The 23,899-nt window shown below is 54.8% G+C and carries 19 protein-coding genes, 4 tRNA genes and 2 rRNA genes (1 of these 25 cut by a window edge); all 25 read right to left on the bottom strand.

Features of this window, described 5'->3' with window-relative positions:
- Positions 1-12: 12 nt before the first annotated feature.
- Positions 13-312, bottom strand: a complete 300-nt coding sequence (gene rplW, locus ACS5Q8_RS25940) for a 50S ribosomal protein L23 (protein ID WP_002555488.1) — start codon at positions 310-312, stop codon at positions 13-15.
- Complete coding sequence (gene rplD / locus ACS5Q8_RS25945) at positions 309-911, bottom strand: 50S ribosomal protein L4 (RefSeq protein WP_003210082.1); 603 nt, start codon at positions 909-911, stop codon at positions 309-311. Before rplD ends, rplW begins: the two co-directional genes overlap by 4 nt.
- Positions 912-923: 12 nt before the next feature.
- The gene (gene rplC, locus ACS5Q8_RS25950; protein WP_007253310.1) at positions 924-1,559 is read right to left on the bottom strand and encodes a 50S ribosomal protein L3; all 636 of its coding nucleotides are present in this window, start codon (positions 1,557-1,559) and stop codon (positions 924-926) included.
- Between the two features lie 81 nt (positions 1,560-1,640).
- Positions 1,641-1,952: a 30S ribosomal protein S10 gene (gene rpsJ / locus ACS5Q8_RS25955; RefSeq protein WP_003186070.1), complete on the bottom strand. Its 312-nt coding sequence runs from the start codon at positions 1,950-1,952 to the stop codon at positions 1,641-1,643.
- A 158-nt stretch (positions 1,953-2,110) separates the two neighbouring features.
- Positions 2,111-3,304, bottom strand: coding sequence for an elongation factor Tu (gene tuf / locus ACS5Q8_RS25960; RefSeq protein WP_247396021.1), 1,194 nt, complete (start codon positions 3,302-3,304; stop codon positions 2,111-2,113).
- Between the two features lie 30 nt (positions 3,305-3,334).
- Entirely contained in the window at positions 3,335-5,440 is a 2,106-nt protein-coding gene (fusA, locus tag ACS5Q8_RS25965) for an elongation factor G (protein WP_465159562.1), read from the bottom strand.
- Positions 5,441-5,470: 30 nt separating this feature from the next.
- Positions 5,471-5,941: a 30S ribosomal protein S7 gene (gene rpsG / locus ACS5Q8_RS25970; RefSeq protein ID WP_002555493.1), complete on the bottom strand. Its 471-nt coding sequence runs from the start codon at positions 5,939-5,941 to the stop codon at positions 5,471-5,473.
- Between the two features lie 118 nt (positions 5,942-6,059).
- Complete coding sequence (rpsL, locus tag ACS5Q8_RS25975; RefSeq protein ID WP_002555494.1) at positions 6,060-6,431, bottom strand: 30S ribosomal protein S12; 372 nt, start codon at positions 6,429-6,431, stop codon at positions 6,060-6,062.
- Between the two features lie 217 nt (positions 6,432-6,648).
- Complete coding sequence (gene rpoC / locus ACS5Q8_RS25980; protein WP_247396019.1) at positions 6,649-10,848, bottom strand: DNA-directed RNA polymerase subunit beta'; 4,200 nt, start codon at positions 10,846-10,848, stop codon at positions 6,649-6,651.
- 64 nt (positions 10,849-10,912) lie between these two features.
- Positions 10,913-14,986: a DNA-directed RNA polymerase subunit beta gene (gene rpoB / locus ACS5Q8_RS25985; protein ID WP_247396018.1), complete on the bottom strand. Its 4,074-nt coding sequence runs from the start codon at positions 14,984-14,986 to the stop codon at positions 10,913-10,915.
- 219 nt (positions 14,987-15,205) lie between these two features.
- On the bottom strand, positions 15,206-15,571 hold the full coding sequence (rplL, locus tag ACS5Q8_RS25990; protein WP_276195109.1) for a 50S ribosomal protein L7/L12: 366 nt from the start codon (positions 15,569-15,571) through the stop codon (positions 15,206-15,208).
- Positions 15,572-15,649: 78 nt separating this feature from the next.
- Positions 15,650-16,150: a 50S ribosomal protein L10 gene (gene rplJ, locus ACS5Q8_RS25995; protein WP_276195110.1), complete on the bottom strand. Its 501-nt coding sequence runs from the start codon at positions 16,148-16,150 to the stop codon at positions 15,650-15,652.
- A gap of 199 nt (positions 16,151-16,349) precedes the next feature.
- Positions 16,350-17,045 carry a 50S ribosomal protein L1 gene (gene rplA, locus ACS5Q8_RS26000; protein ID WP_150642949.1) on the bottom strand — a complete coding sequence of 232 codons (696 nt, stop codon included), beginning with the start codon at positions 17,043-17,045 and terminating at the stop codon, positions 16,350-16,352.
- Positions 17,045-17,476: a 50S ribosomal protein L11 gene (gene rplK, locus ACS5Q8_RS26005; RefSeq protein ID WP_003210097.1), complete on the bottom strand. Its 432-nt coding sequence runs from the start codon at positions 17,474-17,476 to the stop codon at positions 17,045-17,047. The genes rplA and rplK overlap by 1 nt, the downstream gene beginning before the upstream one ends.
- A gap of 116 nt (positions 17,477-17,592) precedes the next feature.
- Complete coding sequence (nusG, locus tag ACS5Q8_RS26010; RefSeq protein WP_003176436.1) at positions 17,593-18,126, bottom strand: transcription termination/antitermination protein NusG; 534 nt, start codon at positions 18,124-18,126, stop codon at positions 17,593-17,595.
- Positions 18,127-18,135: 9 nt separating this feature from the next.
- Positions 18,136-18,504, bottom strand: coding sequence for a preprotein translocase subunit SecE (gene secE, locus ACS5Q8_RS26015; protein ID WP_003194658.1), 369 nt, complete (start codon positions 18,502-18,504; stop codon positions 18,136-18,138).
- Between the two features lie 45 nt (positions 18,505-18,549).
- Positions 18,550-18,625: transfer RNA gene (locus ACS5Q8_RS26020), tRNA-Trp, on the bottom strand.
- A gap of 161 nt (positions 18,626-18,786) precedes the next feature.
- A tRNA-Thr gene (locus ACS5Q8_RS26025) sits at positions 18,787-18,862 on the bottom strand.
- 26 nt (positions 18,863-18,888) lie between these two features.
- A tRNA-Gly gene (locus ACS5Q8_RS26030) sits at positions 18,889-18,962 on the bottom strand.
- 24 nt (positions 18,963-18,986) lie between these two features.
- Positions 18,987-19,071, bottom strand: a tRNA-Tyr gene (locus ACS5Q8_RS26035).
- Positions 19,072-19,213: 142 nt separating this feature from the next.
- A complete protein-coding gene (locus ACS5Q8_RS26040) occupies positions 19,214-19,660 on the bottom strand; it encodes a hypothetical protein (protein WP_247396014.1) in 447 nt (148 codons plus the stop codon).
- A 7-nt stretch (positions 19,661-19,667) separates the two neighbouring features.
- Positions 19,668-20,417: a pantothenate kinase gene (locus tag ACS5Q8_RS26045; protein ID WP_465159563.1), complete on the bottom strand. Its 750-nt coding sequence runs from the start codon at positions 20,415-20,417 to the stop codon at positions 19,668-19,670.
- Complete coding sequence (gene birA, locus ACS5Q8_RS26050) at positions 20,407-21,366, bottom strand: bifunctional biotin--[acetyl-CoA-carboxylase] ligase/biotin operon repressor BirA (RefSeq protein ID WP_276195112.1); 960 nt, start codon at positions 21,364-21,366, stop codon at positions 20,407-20,409. The genes ACS5Q8_RS26045 and birA overlap by 11 nt, the downstream gene beginning before the upstream one ends.
- Positions 21,367-21,534: 168 nt before the next feature.
- Positions 21,535-21,650 (bottom strand): 5S ribosomal RNA (rrf, locus tag ACS5Q8_RS26055).
- Positions 21,651-21,807: 157 nt separating this feature from the next.
- A 23S ribosomal RNA gene (locus tag ACS5Q8_RS26060) occupies positions 21,808-23,899 on the bottom strand; it runs 800 nt beyond the window's last position.

Raw genomic sequence — 23,899 nt, forward strand, 5'->3', positions numbered from 1 at the left:
TGCACCCCTTCCTTACTCAGCACTGCTGCTGAAATCGAGATCTTGGCCTGGCTGAAGGGAGATAACCGCCTTCTTCCAGTCATTACGCTTGCCCAGACCGCGAGCAGTGCGCTTGCTCTTACCCAGAACATTCAGGGTAGTAACACGCTCTACTTTCACGCTGAACAGGCTTTCGACGGCCTTCTTGATTTCCAGCTTGGTTGCGTCAGTTGCAACCTTGAAAACGAACTGGCCTTTCTTGTCAGCCAGAACCGTAGCCTTTTCGGAAACGTGCGGGCCAAGCAGAACTTTAAATACGCGTTCCTGGTTCATCCCAGCAGCTCCTCGAATTTCTTCACGGCCGACACGGTGATCAACACCTTGTCGTATGCGATCAGACTAACTGGATCGGAACCTTGCACGTCACGTACATCAACGTGTGGCAGGTTGCGAGCAGCCAGGTACAGGTTCTGATCAACAGCTTCAGACACGATCAAGACGTCAGTCAGGCCCATGCCGTTCAGCTTGTTCAGCAGATCTTTGGTTTTCGGTGCTTCAACAGCGAAGTCCTGAACCACGACCAGACGATCAGTACGCACGAGTTCAGCAAGGATGGAGCGCAGTGCTGCGCGGTACATCTTCTTGTTGAGCTTCTGCGTGTGATCCTGAGGACGAGCTGCGAAAGTGGTACCGCCGCCGCGCCAGATTGGGCTACGGATAGTACCGGCACGAGCACGGCCAGTACCTTTCTGACGCCAAGGGCGCTTACCGCCACCACGAACGTCGGAACGGGTCTTTTGCTGCTTGCTACCTTGACGGCCGCCGGCCATGTAGGCCACGACTGCTTGGTGAACGAGCGTCTCGTTGAATTCGCCGCCAAATGTCAGTTCGGAAACTTCGATCGCTTGAGCGTCATTTACATTTAATTGCATGTCAGCTTCCCCTTAACCGCGAGCCTTGGCCGCTGGACGTACAACCAGGTTGCCGCCAGTAGCGCCAGGAACAGCACCCTTGACCAACAACAGATTGCGTTCAGCGTCGACGCGCACTACTTCGAGGGACTGCACGGTCACGCGCTCAGCGCCCATATGACCGGACATTTTTTTGCCCTTGAATACACGACCAGGAGTCTGGCACTGGCCAATAGAGCCCGGGACGCGGTGGGAAACGGAGTTACCGTGAGTGTTGTCTTGGCCACGGAAATTCCAACGCTTGATCGTACCCTGGAAGCCTTTACCTTTGGACTGACCGGTTACATCAACCAGTTGACCAGCGGCGAAGATTTCAGCGTTGATCAGATCGCCAGCCTGGTAGTCGCCTTCTTCAAGACGGAACTCCATAACAGTGCGACCAGCTGCAACGTTTGCTTTAGCGAAGTGACCTGCTTGAGCAGCAGTCACACGCGAAGCACGACGCTCGCCGACAGTGACTTGCACTGCACGATAGCCATCGGTTTCTTCAGTTTTAAACTGGGTGACGCGATTCGGCTCGATCTCAATGACCGTAACCGGAATGGAGACACCTTCTTCGGTGAAAATACGGGTCATACCGCATTTACGACCGACTACACCAATAGTCATGTTGTAAACCTCATGAGTGTACGGGGCTTTCACCCGCTATGGCCGCCCATTTCAGAGCGTTACACGACTAAGACCCAAGTCTTAGCCGAGGCTGATCTGTACTTCCACACCGGCCGCCAGATCAAGCTTCATAAGTGCATCAACGGTTTTATCCGTTGGCTGGACGATGTCCAGTACGCGCTTATGAGTACGGATCTCGTACTGGTCACGCGCGTCTTTGTTGACGTGCGGGGAGACCAGAACGGTGAACCGCTCTTTACGGGTAGGCAGTGGAATTGGACCACGCACTTGTGCACCAGTACGTTTCGCGGTTTCCACGATTTCCTGGGTGGATTGGTCGATCAGGCGATGGTCAAAAGCCTTCAACCTGATACGGATTTGCTGATTTTGCATTGGATTTCAGACTCCGGCTGCTATTCCCAGCGAGCGCAATACGCCCGTTAAAAGGAGGCGCAATTCTATAGACGCCCCAGATGGGTGTCAACCCAATAAAAAAAGCCCCCGCTAAGCGGGGGCTTTCTCAAAACCTCGAAGCTAACTCAAAAAAGAGCTTACTCGATGATTTTAGCTACAACGCCAGCACCAACGGTACGGCCGCCTTCACGGATAGCGAAGCGCAGACCGTCTTCCATTGCGATGGTTTTGATCAGGGTGACAACCATTTTGATGTTGTCGCCTGGCATTACCATTTCAACGCCTTCCGGCAGTTCGCAGTTACCAGTCACGTCAGTAGTACGGAAGTAGAACTGTGGACGGTAGCCTTTGAAGAACGGAGTGTGACGACCGCCTTCTTCTTTGCTCAGCACGTACACTTCAGCTTCGAACTTGGTGTGCGGCTTAACCGAACCCGGCTTAACCAGAACCTGGCCACGCTCAACGTCGTCACGCTTGGTACCACGCAGCAGAACGCCGCAGTTCTCGCCAGCACGACCTTCGTCGAGCAGCTTACGGAACATTTCAACACCGGTGCAGGTGGTGACGGTAGTGTCACGCAGACCAACGATTTCCAGTGGATCTTGAACCTTAACGATACCGCGCTCGATACGACCGGTAACAACAGTACCACGACCGGAGATCGAGAATACGTCTTCGATTGGCATCAGGAACGGCTTGTCGATAACACGAACTGGATCTGGGATGTAGCTGTCCAGAGTCTCAACCAGTTTACGAACGGACGTGGTGCCCATTTCGTTATCGTCTTTGCCTTCCAGAGCCATACGAGCAGAACCGATGATGATCGGAGTGTCGTCGCCTGGGAAGTCGTAAGTGCTCAGCAGATCGCGCACTTCCATCTCAACCAGTTCCAGCAGCTCAGCGTCGTCTACCAGGTCAGCCTTGTTCAGGTAAACCACGATGTACGGAACGCCAACCTGGCGGGACAGCAGGATGTGCTCACGGGTTTGTGGCATCGGACCATCAGCGGCCGAGCAAACCAGAATCGCGCCGTCCATTTGGGCAGCACCGGTGATCATGTTCTTCACATAGTCAGCGTGACCTGGGCAGTCAACGTGAGCGTAGTGACGGATCAGCGAGTTGTATTCAACGTGAGCGGTGTTGATGGTGATACCACGAGCTTTTTCTTCTGGCGCGCTGTCGATTTTATCGAAATCAACGATTGCAGAACCGAAAATTTCGGAGCAAACGCGAGTCAGAGCAGCAGTCAGAGTGGTTTTACCGTGGTCAACGTGACCGATAGTGCCAACGTTGACGTGCGGTAGGGAACGATCAAATTTTTCTTTAGCCACGACAATTAACTCCTTGCCTAAAGGACTGAATCAGCCTTGTTTTTTGGATACAGTTTCAGCGATGTGCGCCGGAGCTGTGTTGTATTTTTTGAATTCCATAGAGTAGCTTGCGCGACCCTGGGACATGGAGCGAACGTCGGTCGCATAACCGAACATCTCACCCAACGGAACCTCGGCGCGAATCACTTTGCCGGAAACCGTGTCTTCCATACCCAAGATCATGCCGCGACGACGGTTAAGGTCGCCCATGACATCACCCATATAGTCTTCAGGTGTAACAACTTCTACCGCCATGATTGGCTCAAGCAACTCACCACCGCCCTTCTGGGCCAGTTGCTTGGTTGCCATGGAAGCAGCCACCTTGAACGCCATCTCGTTGGAGTCGACGTCGTGGTAAGAACCGTCAAAAACGGTTGCTTTCAGGCCGATCAGCGGATAGCCGGCAACAACACCGTTCTTCATCTGCTCTTCGATACCCTTCTGGATAGCAGGGATGTATTCCTTAGGAACAACACCACCTACTACTTCGTTCACGAATTGCAAACCTTCCTGACCTTCATCAGCAGGAGCAAAACGGATCCAGCAGTGACCGAACTGACCACGACCGCCGGACTGACGAACGAACTTGCCTTCGATTTCACAGTTCTTCGTGATGCGCTCACGATAGGAAACCTGAGGCTTACCGATGTTGGCTTCGACGTTGAACTCACGGCGCATCCGGTCAACCAGGATGTCCAGGTGCAACTCGCCCATGCCGGAGATGATCGTTTGACCAGTCTCTTCATCAGTCTTGACGCGGAAAGATGGATCTTCCTGAGCAAGTTTGCCCAGAGCAATACCCATTTTTTCCTGGTCATCCTTGGTCTTAGGCTCTACGGCAACCGAAATAACCGGTTCCGGGAAGTCCATGCGAACCAGGATGATTGGCTTGTCAGCGTTGCACAAAGTTTCACCAGTGGTGACGTCCTTCATGCCGATCAAGGCCGCGATGTCACCAGCGCGCACTTCCTTGATCTCTTCACGGGCGTTTGCGTGCATTTGCACCATACGACCCACACGCTCTTTCTTGCCCTTGACCGAGTTGATCACGCCGTCGCCGGAGTTCAACACGCCCGAGTAAACGCGGACGAAGGTCAGGGTACCCACGAATGGGTCGGTAGCGATCTTGAACGCCAGAGCCGAGAACGGCTCGCTGTCGTCTGCATGACGCTCCAGCTCGATAGTCTCGTCATCCGGGTCAGTACCCTTGATGGCAGGAATATCAACCGGCGCAGGCAGGTAGTCGATCACGGCGTCGAGAACCAGGGGAACACCCTTGTTCTTGAAGGAAGAACCGCAAACAGCCAAGACGATCTCACCAGCGATAGTACGCTGACGAAGAGCGGCCTTGATTTCCGCGTTGGTGAGTTCTTCACCTTCGAGGTACTTGTTCATCAGTTCTTCGTTGGCTTCGGCCGCAGCTTCAACCATGTTATTGCGCCACTCGTCAGCCAATTCCTGCAGTTCTGCAGGGATAGCTTCGCGACGAGGAACCATACCTTTGTCAGCATCGTTCCAGTAAACAGCTTCCATGGCCAGCAGATCGATCTGCCCCTGGAAGTTGTCTTCGGAACCGATAGCCAACTGGATTGGCACTGGGGTGTGACCCAGACGCTGCTTGATCTGACCGATCACGCGCAGGAAGTTCGCACCAGCACGGTCCATCTTGTTTACGTAAACAAGACGTGGAACGCCGTATTTGTTGGCTTGACGCCATACGGTTTCCGACTGAGGCTCAACACCCGAGGTGCCGCAGAACACAACGACAGCGCCGTCGAGTACGCGCAGGGAACGCTCAACTTCAATGGTGAAGTCTACGTGGCCCGGGGTATCGATTACGTTGAAGCGGTGCTCATCTTTGTACTGCTTCTCGGAACCTTTCCAGAAGGCGGTAATAGCAGCAGAAGTAATGGTAATACCACGCTCCTGCTCCTGAACCATCCAGTCTGTGGTCGCGGCGCCGTCATGCACCTCGCCCATCTTGTGACTTTTGCCGGTGTAAAAAAGGACGCGCTCGGTGGTGGTGGTTTTACCAGCATCCACGTGAGCGACGATACCGATGTTACGGTAGCGACTAATCGGAGTAGTACGAGCCATAAAGCCCTCGCAAAATTAGTGAAGCTAGAATTAGAAGCGGTAGTGCGAGAAAGCTTTGTTAGCTTCAGCCATACGGTGCACGTCTTCACGCTTCTTAACAGCAGCACCTTTACCTTCAGCAGCGTCCAACAGTTCGCCAGCCAAACGCAGAGCCATAGACTTCTCGCCACGCTTACGGGCGAAGTCTACCAACCAGCGCATTGCCAGGGCGTTACGACGGGACGGACGAACTTCGACCGGAACCTGGTAAGTAGCACCGCCTACACGGCGCGACTTCACTTCGACCAGCGGAGCGATGGCGTCGAGAGCTTTCTCGAAGATTTCCAGGGGGTCGCTGTTCTTGCGTTCTTTAACCTTTTCCAGCGCGCCATAAACGATACGCTCGGCAACGGCTTTTTTGCCGCTTTCCATCACGTGGTTCATGAACTTGGCCAGAATTTGGCTTCCGTATTTTGGATCGTCAAGCACTTCGCGCTTGGCTGCTACGCGTCTTCTTGGCATGGATAAGCCCTCAAACGGTCTTCAGGTTCGCTCGGAATCGGTGCCCTTTCGGGACGCCTCCGACCTTACTCTTATCGACTCAGAAAATAAGATGATTCAGTTTTACAAAAAGCCGCTACTACTTAGGCTTCTTGGTACCGTACTTCGAACGACCCTGGTTACGACCTTTAACGCCGGAAGTATCCAAGGAGCCGCGTACGGTGTGGTAACGAACACCTGGCAAGTCTTTTACACGACCGCCGCGGATCAGCACCACGCTGTGCTCTTGCAGGTTGTGGCCTTCACCGCCGATGTACGAGGAAACCTCGAAACCGTTGGTCAGACGCACACGGCATACTTTACGCAGTGCCGAGTTAGGTTTTTTCGGCGTAGTGGTATACACGCGAGTGCATACGCCACGACGTTGCGGGCAGTTCTGCAGCGCAGGAACGTCGGATTTCTCGACGATACGCTTACGCGGCTGACGTACCAGCTGGTTGATAGTTGCCATCTACTAGCTCCACTGTTGTCTTGCGACGCTATTGTCTTGCAAGAAAAGCAAAATGGCAGGAACGAATTCCCGCCAAATTTAGGGGTACAAGAGTCTAAAGAGGATCTTGTCCCCAGTCAAGGCAAGGCCCCGACCTCCCCTCTCAACGAACCGGGGCAAAACTGCCTCGATCCGACGAATGGGGGCTGCCAGGGCCCAGACTTATTTATCGCAGAACTCAGTTACCGCTTGAGTTCAGCGCTTCGGTCAGTGCAGCTTCCACTTCACTGGCGCTTACGCGCAACGGCTTGTCAGCTTCACGGCGGCGCTTGCGCTCGCTGTGGTAAGCCAAACCGGTACCGGCTGGGATCAGACGACCCACAACCACGTTTTCTTTCAGGCCGCGCAGGTAATCGCGCTTGCCGGTTACCGCTGCTTCGGTCAGTACACGAGTGGTCTCCTGGAAGGAGGCCGCCGAGATGAACGATTCAGTGGACAACGACGCCTTGGTGATACCCAGCAGTACACGAGTGAATTTGGAAACAAATTTCTCGTCGGCTGCCAGACGCTCGTTCTCTACCAGTACGTGAGTCAGTTCCATCTGGTCGCCCTTGATGAAAGTAGAATCGCCGGATTCAGCGATTTCAACTTTACGCAGCATCTGACGCAGGATGGTCTCGATGTGCTTATCGTTGATCTTCACGCCTTGCAGGCGGTAAACGTCCTGGATCTCGTTAACGATGTACTTGGCCAGCGCACTCACACCCAGCAGACGCAGGATGTCGTGTGGATCGCTAGGACCGTCGGAGATAACTTCGCCGCGGTTTACCTGTTCGCCTTCGAACACGTTCAGGTGACGCCACTTCGGAATCAGCTCTTCATACAGATCGCTACCGTCGTTCGGGGTAATGACCAGGCGGCGCTTGCCCTTGGTCTCTTTACCGAACGCGATGGTGCCGCTGACTTCAGCCAGAATCGACGCTTCTTTCGGACGACGAGCTTCGAACAAGTCGGCAACACGCGGCAGACCACCGGTGATGTCACGGGTCTTCGAAGTCTCTTGCGGGATACGCGCGATAACGTCGCCGATCGCGATCTTCGCACCATCCGCTACACCGACCAGGGCGTTGGCTGGCAGGAAGTACTGAGCGATTACGTCAGTGCCTGGCAGCAACAGATCCTTGCCGTTGTCATCGACCATCTTCACGGCAGGACGGATGTCTTTACCGGCAGCTGGACGATCTTTCGCGTCGAGTACTTCAATGTTGGTCATACCGGTCAATTCGTCAGTCTGACGCTTGATCGTGATGCCTTCTTCCATGCCCACGTAGGTCACGGTACCTTTCATTTCGGTAACGATTGGGTGAGTGTGCGGGTCCCACTTAGCCACGATTGCGCCAGCGTCGACCTTGTCACCTTCTTTAACCGAAATCACAGCACCATACGGCAGCTTGTAACGCTCACGCTCACGACCGTAGTCATCAGCGATTGCCAGCTCACCGGAACGGGACACAGCAACCAGGCAACCGTCCACTCGCTCAACGTGTTTCAGGTTGTGCAGGCGGACGGTACCGCCGTTCTTCACCTGAACGCTGTCGGCTGCGGAGGTCCGGCTTGCCGCACCACCGATGTGGAATGTACGCATGGTCAGCTGGGTACCCGGCTCACCGATGGACTGGGCAGCGATAACGCCGACCGCTTCACCGATGTTCACCTGGTGACCACGAGCCAAGTCACGGCCATAGCACTTGGCGCAAATGCCGAAGCGGGTTTCGCAGCTGATCGGCGAGCGAACGATCACTTCGTCGATGCTGTTGAGTTCGATGAACTCGACCCACTTCTCGTCAACCAGGGTGCCGGCAGGAACGATAATTTCCTCGGTACCTGGCTTGAATACGTCACGGGCAATAACACGACCCAATACGCGCTCACCCAGCGGCTCTACAACGTCACCGCCTTCAATGTGCGGTGTCATCAGCAGACCGTGTTCGGTGCCGCAATCGATCTCGGTTACAACCAGATCTTGTGCCACGTCTACCAGACGACGAGTCAGGTAACCGGAGTTCGCGGTTTTCAACGCGGTATCCGCCAGACCTTTACGAGCACCGTGAGTGGAGATGAAGTACTGAAGTACGCTCAAACCTTCACGGAAGTTCGCAGTAATTGGCGTTTCGATGATGGAGCCGTCCGGCTTGGCCATTAGGCCACGCATACCGGCGAGCTGACGGATCTGCGCAGCAGAACCCCGTGCGCCCGAGTCAGCCATCATGTACATCGAGTTGAACGACTCTTGATCGACTTCCACGCCATGACGGTCGATAACCTTCTCTTTCGAGAGGTTAGACATCATCGCCTTCGACACTTCGTCGTTGGCCTTGGACCAAAGGTCGATCACTTTGTTGTACTTCTCGCCCTGGGTTACCAGGCCGGAGGCGTACTGGCTTTCGATCTCTTTCACTTCATCAGTAGCAGCACTGATGATGCGGGCTTTTTCATCCGGGATAACGAAGTCGTTAACACCGATGGAAACGCCGGAAATGGTCGAATAAGCAAAACCGGTGTACATCAACTGGTCAGCGAAAATCACGGTCTCTTTCAGACCAACCACGCGGTAGCACTGGTTGATCAGCTTGGAGATCGCCTTTTTCTTCATCGGCAGGTTGACGACGTCGTAAGACAGACCTTTTGGCACAACCTGATACAACAGCGCACGGCCGACAGTGGTGTCGACGATACGGACATTGCTCACGCTGCCGCCGTCACGGTCGTTCACGGTTTCGTGAATCCGCACTTTGACCTTGGCGTGCAGTGCGGCTTCGCCGGCACGGAACACACGGTCAACTTCCTGCAGGTCAGCGAATACACGACCTTCGCCCTTGGCGTTGATCGCTTCACGGGTCATGTAGTACAGACCCAATACAACGTCCTGCGAAGGAACGATGATTGGCTCACCGTTGGCTGGCGACAGGATGTTGTTGGTCGACATCATCAACGCACGCGCTTCCAACTGGGCTTCCAGTGTCAGCGGTACGTGCACGGCCATTTGGTCGCCGTCGAAGTCGGCGTTGTACGCAGCACAGACCAGCGGGTGCAGCTGGATAGCCTTACCTTCGATCAGTACCGGTTCAAACGCCTGGATACCCAGACGGTGAAGGGTCGGTGCACGGTTGAGGAGAACCGGGTGTTCGCGAATCACTTCAGCGAGAACGTCCCAAACCTCTGGCAGTTCGCGCTCGACCATTTTCTTGGCCGCTTTGATGGTGGTCGCGAGACCGCGCATTTCCAGCTTGCCGAAGATGAACGGCTTGAACAGCTCGAGAGCCATCTTCTTAGGCAGACCGCACTGGTGCAGACGCAGGGTCGGGCCTACGGTAATTACCGAACGACCGGAGTAGTCAACACGCTTACCGAGCAAGTTCTGACGGAAACGACCTTGCTTACCCTTGATCATGTCAGCCAAGGATTTCAGAGGACGCTTGTTCGAACCAGTGATAGCGCGGCCACGACGACCGTTGTCGAGCAGGGCATCGACGGCTTCTTGCAACATACGCTTTTCGTTGCGCACGATGATGTCCGGAGCGGACAGATCGAGCAGGCGCTTCAAGCGGTTGTTACGGTTGATCACGCGGCGGTACAGGTCGTTGAGGTCGGACGTCGCGAAACGACCACCGTCCAACGGTACCAGCGGACGCAGGTCTGGCGGCAGAACCGGCAGAACGGTCAGCACCATCCACTCTGGCAAGTTACCGGAACCCTGGAAGGCCTCCATCAACTTCAGACGTTTGGACAGCTTCTTGATCTTGGTTTCGGAGTTGGTTTGCGGAATTTCTTCACGCAGACGGCCAATCTCGTGCTCCAGGTCGATAGCGTGCAGCAGTTCGCGGACAGCTTCGGCACCCATGCGGGCATCGAAATCGTCGCCAAACTCTTCCAGCGCTTCGAAGTACTGCTCGTCGTTCAGCAGCTGACCTTTTTCAAGGGTGGTCATGCCTGGATCGATAACGACATAGCTCTCGAAGTAGAGAACGCGTTCGATATCACGCAGGGTCATGTCCATCAGCAAGCCGATACGGGACGGCAGCGATTTCAGGAACCAGATGTGGGCAACCGGCGAAGCCAGTTCGATGTGCGCCATGCGCTCACGACGAACCTTGGCCAGTGCGACTTCAACGCCGCACTTCTCGCAGATCACACCACGGTGCTTCAAGCGCTTGTACTTACCGCACAGGCACTCGTAATCCTTTACCGGGCCAAAGATCTTGGCGCAGAACAGGCCGTCACGCTCAGGTTTGAACGTACGGTAGTTGATGGTTTCCGGCTTTTTAACTTCACCGAACGACCACGAACGGATCATCTCAGGCGATGCCAGTCCAATACGGATGGCGTCGAACTCTTCGACTTGACCCTGGTTTTTCAGCAAATTCAGTAGGTCTTTCAAGGCCTTTCCTCCTGGCGGAGCAGAGAGCGGGCTAAATAGCCCCGCTCTCGATTCGCGTCACGTGTTATTCGGTTTCCAGATCGATATCGATGCCGAGGGAACGAATTTCTTTGATCAACACGTTGAAGGACTCGGGCATGCCCGGCTCCATACGGTGATCGCCGTCCACGATGTTTTTGTACATCTTGGTCCGACCGTTCACATCGTCCGACTTCACTGTGAGCATTTCTTGCAGAGTGTAAGCAGCACCGTATGCTTCCAGTGCCCAGACCTCCATCTCCCCGAAACGCTGACCACCGAACTGAGCCTTACCACCCAGCGGCTGCTGGGTAACCAGGCTGTACGAACCGGTAGAACGAGCGTGCATCTTGTCGTCTACCAAGTGGTTCAGCTTCAGCATGTACATGTAGCCAACAGTAACCGGGCGCTCGAACTTGTTGCCGGTACGGCCGTCGAACAGCTGCATCTGGCCGCTTTCTGGCAGGTCTGCCAGTTTTAGCATGGCCTTGATTTCGCTTTCCTTGGCACCGTCGAACACCGGGGTAGCCATTGGAACGCCGCCGCGCAGGTTCTTCGCCAGATCCAGGATTTCCTGGTCGGTGAAGGTATCCAGCTCTTCTTTGCGGCCGCCGATCTCGTTGTAGATCTCGTGCAGGAACTTGCGCAGGTCAGCAACCTTGCGCTGCTCTTCGATCATACGGTTGATCTTCTCGCCCAGACCTTTGGCCGCGAGGCCCAGGTGGGTTTCAAGGATCTGACCAACGTTCATACGCGAAGGTACGCCCAACGGGTTGAGGACGACGTCGACCGGGGTGCCATTGGCATCGTGCGGCATGTCTTCAACCGGCATGATCACGGAGACCACACCCTTGTTACCGTGACGACCGGCCATCTTGTCGCCCGGTTGGATGCGGCGACGGATTGCCAGGTAAACCTTGACGATTTTCAGCACGCCTGGAGCAAGGTCATCGCCCTGCTGCAGTTTGCGCTTCTTGTCTTCGAACTTGTCGTCCAGCAGACGGCGACGATCAACGATGTAGGCCTGGGCCTTCTCGAGCTGCTCGTTCAGAGCGTCTTCAGCCATGCGCAGTTTGAACCACTGGCCGTGCTCAAGACCGTCGAGTACTTCGTCGGTGATGTCCTGACCTTTCTTCAGGCCCGCGCCGCCTTCAGCCTTGCGGCCTACCAGGGCGGAACGCAGACGTTCGAAGGTCGCGCCTTCAACGATACGGAACTCTTCGTTCAGGTCCTTGCGGATCTCGTCGAGCTGGATCTTCTCGATGGACAGAGCACGAGCATCGCGCTCAACGCCGTCGCGGGTGAAGACCTGTACGTCGATGACAGTACCCTTGGTACCGGTAGGTACACGCAGGGAGGTGTCTTTAACGTCGCTGGCTTTTTCACCGAAGATGGCACGCAGCAGCTTCTCTTCCGGAGTCAGTTGGGTCTCGCCTTTCGGAGTGACCTTACCAACCAGGATGTCGCCTGCGCCAACTTCAGCACCTACGTAAACGATACCGGCTTCGTCCAGCTTGTTCAGTGCAGCTTCACCCACGTTCGGGATGTCTGCAGTGATTTCCTCAGGCCCAAGCTTGGTGTCACGCGCCACGCAGGTCAGTTCCTGGATGTGGATCGTGGTGAAACGGTCTTCTTGAACAACACGCTCGGACAAGCAGATGGAGTCTTCGAAGTTGTAACCGTTCCAGGCCATGAACGCGATGCGCATGTTCTGGCCCAGAGCCAGCTCACCCATATCGGTGGAAGGGCCGTCGGCCATAATGTCGCTACGCTGAACACGATCACCCTTACGCACCAGCGGACGCTGGTTAATGCAGGTGTTCTGGTTCGAGCGGGTGTATTTGGTCAGATTGTAGATGTCGACACCGGCTTCACCAGTTTCAACTTCGTCATCGGCAACACGAACCACGATACGGCTGGCATCAACGGAGTCGATCACGCCGCCACGACGGGCCACGACGCAAACGCCGGAGTCACGGGCTACGTTACGCTCCATGCCGGTACCTACCAGCGGCTTATCAGCGCGCAGGGTCGGTACAGCTTGACGCTGCATGTTGGAACCCATCAACGCACGGTTGGCGTCATCGTGTTCCAGGAACGGGATCAGCGACGCTGCAACCGAAACTACCTGCTTCGGCGAAACGTCCATCAAGGTGACGTCTTCCGGCGCCTTGACGGTGAATTCGTTCAAGTGACGAACAGCTACCAGCTCGTCGATCAGCATTTTCTTGTCGTTCATCGTGGCCGAAGCCTGGGCGATCACGTGATCAGCTTCTTCGATGGCGGACAGGAACACGATCTCGTCGGTGACCAGCGCGTCTTTAACCACACGGTACGGGCTCTCAAGGAAGCCGTACTGGTTGGTGCGCGCATAGGCAGCCAGCGAGTTGATCAGACCGATGTTCGGACCTTCCGGCGTTTCGATCGGGCAAACACGACCGTAGTGCGTCGGGTGTACGTCACGGACTTCAAAGCCAGCACGTTCACGGGTCAGACCGCCCGGGCCCAGTGCGGATACACGGCGCTTGTGGGTGATCTCGGAGAGCGGGTTGTTCTGGTCCATGAACTGCGAGAGCTGGCTGGAACCGAAGAACTCTTTCACCGCTGCAGCCACTGGCTTGGCGTTGATCAAGTCTTGCGGCATCAGGCCTTCACTTTCAGCCATCGACAGACGCTCTTTGACCGCACGCTCAACACGTACCAGGCCAACGCGGAACTGGTTCTCGGCCATTTCGCCTACGCAGCGAACACGACGGTTACCCAGGTGGTCGATGTCATCGACGATGCCTTTGCCGTTACGGATGTCGACCAGAGTCTTCAGGACCGCAACGATGTCTTCCTTGCACAGCACGCCTGAACCTTCGATCTCGGTACGACCGATACGACGGTTGAACTTCATCCGGCCGACCGCAGACAGGTCATAGCGCTCAGGGCTGAAGAACAGGTTGTTGAACAGGGTTTCGGCAGCGTCTTTGGTAGGTGGCTCGCCAGGACGCATCATGCGATAGATCTCGACCAGCGCTTCCAATTGGTTGCTGGTGGAGTCGATCTTCAGGGTGTCGGAGACGAACGGACCGCAGTCGATATCGTTGGTGTACAAGGTTTCGATGCGAACAACCTGAGCCTTGGCGATTTTTGCCAGGATTTCGGTGTTCAGCTCGGTGTTGCACTCAGCCAGGATTTCGCCTGTGGCCGGGTGAACGATGACCTTGGCGGTCGTGCGACCCAGGACGTAGTCCAGAGGCACGTCCAGCGACTTGAGACCGGCCTTTTCGATCTGGTTGATGTGGCGCGCAGTGATACGGCGGCCGGCTTCAACGATGACCTTGCCATTTTCGTCCTGGATATCCAGGACAGCAATTTCACCACGCAGACGCGAAGCAATCAGTTCCAGGCTGAGGGTTTCATCCTTCAGGCTGAAGACGTTGGTGGTGTAGAAAGCGTCCAGCACTTGCTCAGTGGTATAGCCGAGCGCGCGCAGCAGCACGGAGGCCGGCAGCTTGCGACGACGGTCGATACGCACGAACACGCAGTCTTTCGGGTCGAACTCGAAGTCCAACCACGAACCGCGGTACGGAATGATCCGCGCGGAGTACAGGAGCTTGCCGGAGCTGTGCGTCTTGCCGCGGTCGTGGTCGAAGAACACGCCCGGGGAACGGTGCAGCTGGGAAACGATAACACGCTCGGTACCGTTGATAACGAAGGTACCGTTTTCAGTCATCAGTGGGATTTCGCCCATGTAGACTTCTTGCTCTTTGATGTCCTTGATCGCTTTGTTCGACGATTCTTTGTCGAAAATGATCAGACGGACTTTTACCCGCAAAGGTACGGCGTACGTAACACCGCGCAACACGCATTCTTTGACATCAAATGCCGGTTCGCCCAGGCGATAACCGACGTACTCCAGCGCAGCATTGCCGGAGTAGCTGATGATCGGGAAAACGGATTTGAAGGCCGCATGCAGGCCCACGTCGCGGAACTGATCTTTGGTCGCTCCCGCCTGCAAGAATTCACGATACGAATCCAGCTGGATAGCCAGAAGGTACGGGACATCCATGACGTCCGGCAACTTGCTAAAGTCCTTGCGGATACGTTTTTTCTCAGTATATGAGTAAGCCATCAGCGTTCCCCAGCTTGGTCACCTGCTTGTTTGGCCCTCCCGACGGGAGCAGCCAGAAAATCTTGCAAACCCCTTGGTTTGCACCACCGCATCGGGTGGCTACAGCGCGTTAATGGCGGCGACCGAGTCGACAGCCAATAACGGAAAAAGGCCGGTGGCATGAGCCACCAGCCATCAGCCTTCAGCTTAACGCTTGGGCTGGAGACGCAAGGTCGATGCTTACTTCAGCTCGACTTTAGCGCCTGCTTCTTCCAGAGTAGCTTTGGCTTTGTCAGCGGCGTCTTTCGACACAGCTTCCAGAACAACGCCAGGAGCGCCGTCAACTACAGCCTTGGCTTCTTTCAGGCCCAGACCGGTCAGTTCACGAACGGCCTTGATCACGTTTACTTTCTTCTCGCCAGCTTCCAGCAGCATGACGTTGAATTCGGTTTGCTCTTCAACAACGGCAGCAGCAGCAGCTGGACCGGCGGAAGCAGCGGCAGCGGAAACGCCGAATTTTTCTTCGAAAGCTTTGATCAGCTCAACAACCTGCAGAACCGACATTTCAGCTACGGCGTTGAGGATATCTTCTTGGGAGATAGACATTACTGTATTTCCTGAATTGGGGGACGGCCTACGCGGCCATCGAAATAAACAAAAATACGCGAGAGAAAATGCTCAGCCTTAGGCTGCGGCAGCTTCTTTTTGCTCGCGAACTGCAGCCAGAGTACGAGCCAGCTTGCTGGTAGCGCCTTGAATCACGCTCATCAGCTGAGAAATAGCTTCGTTACGGGTCGGCAGTGTTGCCAGTACGTCGATTTGGTTAGCTGCGAGGAACTTGCCCTCGAACGCAGCTGCCTTGATCTCGAACTTATCCTGACTCTTGGCAAATTCCTTGAACAAACGGGCAGCAGCGCCTGGATGATCTGTGGAAAACGCGATCAGAGTCGGGCCGGTGAACACGTCGTTGAGGACACTGTATTCAGTGTCAGCAACAGCGCGCTTGAGCAGGGTGTTACGTACAACACGTACGTATACGCCAGCTTCACGAGCCTCTTTACGGAGTCCGGTCATAGCGCTTACTGTCACACCACGGGCATCAGCCACGACAGCGGACAGAGCAGCTTTGGCAGCCTCGTTGACTTCAGCGACGATGGCCTTCTTGTCTTCGAGATTAATTGCCACGGGTTAAACTCCTGCTTGTTACCGTTTCATCTGGCCGAAGCCGGATGTCGTTTTGGTGTCTGATTCGGTAAGGAACCGGGAGCACCATCTGCGTAGGCTTGAGGTTTAAGACTTGCGCCGCCTACGGTCTTGGATAGCCCCCGCCAGGCAGGGACCCCAATTTTTTCAATTGACGCGATCGCTCACGCCAACGTGTGTCTTATACGTCCAGCGAACCTTGGTCGATGACCAGACCTGGGCCCATAGTGGTGCTCAGGGTAACGCGCTTGACGTAGATGCCTTTCGAAGAAGCTGGCTTGATACGCTTCAGATCAGCGATCAGGGCTTCAACGTTTTCCTTCAGCTTGACGGCATCGAAGCCGACTTTGCCAACGGAAGTGTGAATGATGCCGTTTTTGTCAGTGCGATAACGAACCTGACCAGCCTTGGCGTTTTTAACCGCGGTAGCTACGTCTGGGGTTACGGTGCCGACTTTCGGGTTAGGCATCAGACCACGTGGACCAAGGATCTGACCCAACTGACCTACAACGCGCATTGCATCCGGGGAAGCAATAACGACGTCATAGTTCAGGTCGCCGCCTTTCATTTCGGCAGCCAGGTCGTCCATGCCAACGCGATCGGCGCCAGCGGCCAGAGCAGCTTCAGCTGCTGGACCTTGGGTGAAGACAGCAACACGTACAGTCTTGCCAGTACCGTGTGGCAGCACAGTAGCGCTACGAACGACCTGGTCGGATTTACGTGGGTCAACACCCAGGTTTACAGCAATGTCAACAGACTCGCTGAACTTGACAGTCGACAGCTCGGTCAGCAGTGCAGCAGCGTCTACAAAGTTGTAGGCCTTGCCTGCTTCGATTTTGCCGGCGATAGCCTTTTGGCGTTTGGTCAGCTTAGCCATTACACACCCTCCACGTTAAGGCCCATGCTACGAGCAGAACCGGCGATGGTACGCACGGCTGCATCCATATCAGCTGCAGTCAGATCCGCGTTTTTGGTTTTCGCGATTTCTTCCAGCTGAGCACGAGTCACGGTGCCAACCTTAACGGTGTTAGGACGAGCGGAACCGCTAGTCAGGCCAGCAGCTTTCTTCAACAGAACCGAAGCCGGGGTCGACTTGGTTTCGAAGGTGAAGCTACGGTCGCTGTATACAGTGATGATCACTGGAGTCGGCAGACCTGGCTCAATACCCTGTGTACGGGCGTTGAAGGCCTTGCAGAATTCCATGATGTTCACGCCGTGCTGACCCAGAGCTGGACCGACGGGTGGGCTAGGGTTGGCCTGAGCGGCCTTCACTTGCAGCTTGATGTAAGCGGTAATCTTCTTGGCCATGAGGCACTCCAATTACGGGTTCGAACGCCTCAAAAGGCTCCCCGGTTACTTGCGCGTTTATCCCAGTGACGACAAAACCCCACAGCCTAGGCTGCGGGGTTGGGATGCTTGCTCAGCTAGACCTTCTCGACCTGACTGAACTCCAACTCTACCGGAGTAGAGCGTCCGAAAATGAGCACCGCCACTTGGATCCGGCTCTTTTCGTAGTTAACTTCTTCGACGGTGCCGTTGAAATCAGCAAACGGACCATCGGTAACACGAACAACCTCACCCGGCTCGAACAACGTCTTCGGCTTGGGCTTGTCGCTACCATCAGCAACACGACGCAGAATCGCTTCTGCTTCTTTGTCGGTGATCGGAGCAGGCTTATCGGCAGTACCACCAATGAAACCCATGACACGAGGGGTATCCTTGACTAAGTGCCAAGTACCTTCATTCATGTCCATCTGAACCAGCACGTAGCCCGGAAAGAACTTGCGTTCACTCTTGCGCTTCTGACCATTCCGCATTTCAACCACTTCTTCAGTGGGAACCAGAATTTCGCCGAAGCCATCTTCCATGCCTGCCAGCTTTACGCGCTCTAGCAAAGAGCGCATAACATGCTTCTCGTAACCCGAGTAAGCATGCACAACGTACCAACGCTTAGCCACGGGACACCCTTAGCCAACAATCAAGGAAACAAGCCAGCCGAGCAGGGAATCAAGCCCCCACAACAGCAACGCCATAACCAGAACAACAGCCACAACAATCAACGTGGTCTGCGTGGTTTCTTGGCGAGTCGGCCAAACGACTTTACGAATTTCGGTGCGAGCTTCCTTTACCAAGACCGCGAAAGACTTGCCTTTGGCAGTCTGCAGGCCTACAAAGGCAGCTACAGCAGCGAGGGCGAGCAAAGCGAGTACACGGTACAGGATCGGCGAAGCAGAATAGTACTGATTGCCAACAACGCCTACGACCACCAATGCGACTACTGCAAGCCACTTGACCAGATCGAAACGAGAGCTTTGAGCTTCAGCCTTAGGAGTCATCTATGAAGATCCTGTGAAAAGAAAGCCAGATACACCACGTGAATCTGGCAGGTCAGGAGGGAATCGAACCCCCAACCTACGGTTTTGGAGACCGTCGCTCTGCCAATTGAGCTACTGACCTAAAACAAAATCAGGCCGACCATTATGCAGGCCTGAAAAAGACTTTACAACAGCAAACCCCAAGAGACTTGATACCACCTGACATAAACGCCAGCTACAACAGAATCAAGCCGAGATAGCCGTTAAAACAAAGGCAGATATTTTCATATCTGCCTTGTTATATGGAGCTCTTGAGCGGATTTGAACCGCTGACCTCACCCTTACCAAGGGTGTGCTCTACCAACTGAGCTACAAGAGCAAAACACGCCGCACAACCTGCAAACTTGGAGCGGGTAGCGGGAATCGAACCCGCATCATCAGCTTGGAAGGCTGAGGTTCTACCACTAAACTATACCCGCGGAGCTTGCAGCTCACGCTAAAAATGGTGGAGGGGGAAGGATTCGAACCTTCGAAGTCGTAGACGTCAGATTTACAGTCTGATCCCTTTGGCCGCTCGGGAACCCCTCCTAAGCGAGCCGGCATTCTACATCACGCCGACCTTCTGTCAAGCATTTTCTCATTAAAAATATGAGGTTAGCTGCGTTGACGTTCGCTTCACGCTGTAGACCTTAAAGGTCTTCACTGCGAAGCGGGCGCCATTCTATGCAAACTATTCGAGAGTTGCAATGCCTTCGCACAGCATTATTTTATGTTTTAACTCATTGAATTCTTTAGCAAGGTTTTCAAACGGCAGATCCTCAGCCAGGCGTCGGCTTTCAGGGGCCACACGAAGCCAGTAACCGGATGCCTCAGGCGTGCTCAACAGTTGAACCTTGACCTTTATATCCAGGCTTGTAAGACGCTGCTCAACAGACTGTGCCTGACGCTGGTCGGCAAAGCCGCCGATGTATAAGCAGGTATTCTGCGCGTCAGGCGCTTTTGCTCGGTCGCGCCGAGACACCGAATCCGAGGATTCACTCAGCAGCCGAATATCCTGCTGAGGGCCACGATAAAGACTCAGGGGCGTGACATCCTTGGCGCGCAACGGAGCCTCTTGCTGATGCCAAACGTAATAGAAGGCATTAAGAACGAGTAAAAGTAAAAACAGCCAACGCATAAGCACCTCAGGACAAAGGACACGCCATTGCCAGACCAACGAAAACCAGGTCCGGAACCAACCGCGCCTGCGGTACGGCATCCGTGACCAGATCAGCATCCCCACCCGTGAGGAATACGGTGAAATCATCACCCCAGTAGCTTCGGGCCAACTCAAGCTGGGTCAACACGAACCCCCTGAGCATCAGCGTACAGCCTCGCTCGACAGCCTCTACGGTCGTGCGCCCAGGGGAAAGCCGCTCCAGGGCACGCTCAGCAGCCGCGTCGTCGTAGCGTATCTTGCGGGTGTGCGTTCGCAACTGGTTGCGCATCAACGGCATGCCGGGGCAAATGAAGCCTCCCAGGTGCTCGCCATTCCCCGCGATGAAATCTGCCGTGGCCGCAGTACCAAAATCCAGCACCAGGCACGCGCCCGGCGCCAGCTTGAAGCCTCCCAGCATCGCCAACCAGCGATCAAGACCAAGACGCTCGAAGTCTTCGTAGCCATTGCGCACTCCGGCCATCTCACGCGAGGATACAGCACAGGATACGACAACACCGAAAGCGCCTTGCAGCACCTCGACGAGCTTATTGGTTTCTTCCAAAGCCCGAACGCTCACCAAGCGGCAACGCGTCAACGACAGCCCAGGTAGCGCTGCCAGGCTTTCAATCAATGCGAAATCCGAACCTACAACACCTTCGGCGGATGCTTTCGCCTGATCCGATTCAAGTACGCGCCATTTGATAAAGCTATTCCCACAGTCGAGCTCAAGAATCATCACGCAACCTCAGGCTTAACTCACCACCGCTAAATATTTTTTCAACACCATCCACGCTCAAACGCAACGCACCCTGGCGGTCGACACCCAGGACCACCCCGTCAATACGATTGACTCCAGCAATGAGGGACACCGCCCTGTCCTGCCATAGGTGATTCTGCTCCCACTCTTCCTGAAGCGCCGCAAAGCCAGAGGCTGTATGTCGCTGCAGGTAGTTTTGCAACTGCAGACCCAGCTGCGCCACAAGTAGATTACGATCCACAGGAAGGCCCGTTTCCAGCTGCACCGACGTCCACTGCTGATCAACTGCAGTGGCTTTCTGCATATTCACGTTAATGCCGATCCCGAGAACAACGTGACAGATATCAGCAGGATCGCCCACCAACTCCAACAGGATTCCGGAAATTTTTTTCTGCCCCACCAGGACGTCGTTTGGCCATTTCAAGGCAGCCCCTTGCACCCCCGACTCACGCAGGGCCTGCATAACCGCAAGCCCCACAACCAGGCTCAGCCCCTCTAGCTGCCGCAGGCCGCCCTCGATGCGCAGCACGAGGCTGTAATACACATTCTGGGCGAACGGACTGACCCACTTGCGCCCCCGCCGGCCTCTTCCTGCGGTTTGTTGCTCCGCGAGCACTAGAAATGGCGCCGCGCACCCCGCATCGACAAGGCGCAAGGCCTCAGCATTGGTGGAGTCAATAGAATCAGAGATGTGGACGGGCCATGCCAATGAAGGCGCCTTCAGCGCAATATCTTCAGCATTCAAGAACACCAGCGGCGATGCCAACTGATACCCCCTGCCACGCACTTTGTGGATGGGCAAGTTTAACTCAGCCTCAAGATGCTGAAGCTGCTTCCATACAGCACTGCGACTGACGCCCAGGGCGGCGCCAAGTGCTTCCCCGGAGTGGAATCGGCCATCTTTCAGAAGTTTTAACAACGTCAGCATGCAAGTATCGCCTCACAATGAGGCACGCATGATAGCCATGCGCAGGGTCATTGCATAGAAAGGCCGGACCTTAGCACTGAAGACTATCGCGATGAGCCTCTTCGCACTTTCCGAGCGCGCAAAACAAAACCCCTGTCTGCGTAAGCAAACAGGGGTTCTGGAATTTAATCTTGACGATGACCTACTCTCACATGGGGAAACCCCACACTACCATCGGCGATGCATCGTTTCACTGCTGAGTTCGGGATGGGATCAGGTGGTTCCAATGCTCTATGGTCGTCAAGAAATTCGGGTACTGAGTCGTGGCCAGCTGGCCTCGCTTCAGCAAATTGGGTATGTGATAGCTTTCGGTGTTTTGTGAGATTCGAACTTTCGGTTCGTTTCGTCTTCACACACCGCAATCTGATGCTCTTTCGAGTAGTCAAATTGCTTGGGTGTTATATGGTCAAGCCTCACGGGCAATTAGTATTGGTTAGCTCAACGCCTCACAGCGCTTACACACCCAACCTATCAACGTCGTAGTCTTCGACGGCCCTTCAGGGGACTCAAGGTCCCAGTGAGATCTCATCTTGAGGCTAGTTTCCCGCTTAGATGCTTTCAGCGGTTATCTATTCCGAACATAGCTACCCGGCAATGCCACTGGCGTGACAACCGGAACACCAGAGGTTCGTCCACTCCGGTCCTCTCGTACTAGGAGCAGCCCCTCTCAAATCTCAAACGTCCACGGCAGATAGGGACCGAACTGTCTCACGACGTTCTAAACCCAGCTCGCGTACCACTTTAAATGGCGAACAGCCATACCCTTGGGACCGGCTTCAGCCCCAGGATGTGATGAGCCGACATCGAGGTGCCAAACACCGCCGTCGATATGAACTCTTGGGCGGTATCAGCCTGTTATCCCCGGAGTACCTTTTATCCGTTGAGCGATGGCCCTTCCATACAGAACCACCGGATCACTAAGACCTACTTTCGTACCTGCTCGACGTGTCTGTCTCGCAGTCAAGCGCGCTTTTGCCTTTATACTCTACGACCGATTTCCGACCGGTCTGAGCGCACCTTCGTACTCCTCCGTTACTCTTTAGGAGGAGACCGCCCCAGTCAAACTACCCACCATACACTGTCCTCGATCCGGATAACGGACCTGAGTTAGAACCTCAAAGTTGCCAGGGTGGTATTTCAAGGTTGGCTCCACACGAACTAGCGTCCACGCTTCAAAGCCTCCCACCTATCCTACACAAGCAAATTCAAAGTCCAGTGCAAAGCTATAGTAAAGGTTCACGGGGTCTTTCCGTCTAGCCGCGGATACACTGCATCTTCACAGCGATTTCAATTTCACTGAGTCTCGGGTGGAGACAGCGCCGCCATCGTTACGCCATTCGTGCAGGTCGGAACTTACCCGACAAGGAATTTCGCTACCTTAGGACCGTTATAGTTACGGCCGCCGTTTACCGGGGCTTCGATCAAGAGCTTCGCGTTAGCTAACCCCATCAATTAACCTTCCGGCACCGGGCAGGCGTCACACCCTATACGTCCACTTTCGTGTTTGCAGAGTGCTGTGTTTTTAATAAACAGTCGCAGCGGCCTGGTATCTTCGACCGGCATGAGCTTACGGAGCAAGTCCTTCACCCTCACCGGCGCACCTTCTCCCGAAGTTACGGTGCCATTTTGCCTAGTTCCTTCACCCGAGTTCTCTCAAGCGCCTTGGTATTCTCTACCCAACCACCTGTGTCGGTTTGGGGTACGGTTCCTGGTTACCTGAAGCTTAGAAGCTTTTCTTGGAAGCATGGCATCAACCACTTCGTTAACTAAAAGTTAACTCGTCATCAGCTCTCGGCCTTAGAATCCCGGATTTACCTAAGATTCCAGCCTACCACCTTAAACTTGGACAACCAACGCCAAGCTGGCCTAGCCTTCTCCGTCCCTCCATCGCAATAACCAGAAGTACAGGAATATTAACCTGTTTTCCATCGACTACGCTTTTCAGCCTCGCCTTAGGGACCGACTAACCCTGCGTCGATTAACGTTGCGCAGGAAACCTTGGTCTTTCGGCGTGGGTGTTTTTCACACCCATTATCGTTACTCATGTCAGCATTCGCACTTCTGATACCTCCAGCAAGCTTCTCAACTCACCTTCACAGGCTTACAGAACGCTCCTCTACCGCATCACCTAAGTGATACCCGTAGCTTCGGTGTATGGTTTGAGCCCCGTTACATCTTCCGCGCAGGCCGACTCGACTAGTGAGCTATTACGCTTTCTTTAAAGGGTGGCTGCTTCTAAGCCAACCTCCTAGCTGTCTAAGCCTTCCCACATCGTTTCCCACTTAACCATAACTTTGGGACCTTAGCTGACGGTCTGGGTTGTTTCCCTTTTCACGACGGACGTTAGCACCCGCCGTGTGTCTCCCATGCTCGGCACTTGTAGGTATTCGGAGTTTGCATCGGTTTGGTAAGTCGGGATGACCCCCTAGCCGAAACAGTGCTCTACCCCCTACAGTGATACATGAGGCGCTACCTAAATAGCTTTCGAGGAGAA

It is taken from the genome of Pseudomonas sp. PAMC25584, assembly GCF_058135675.1.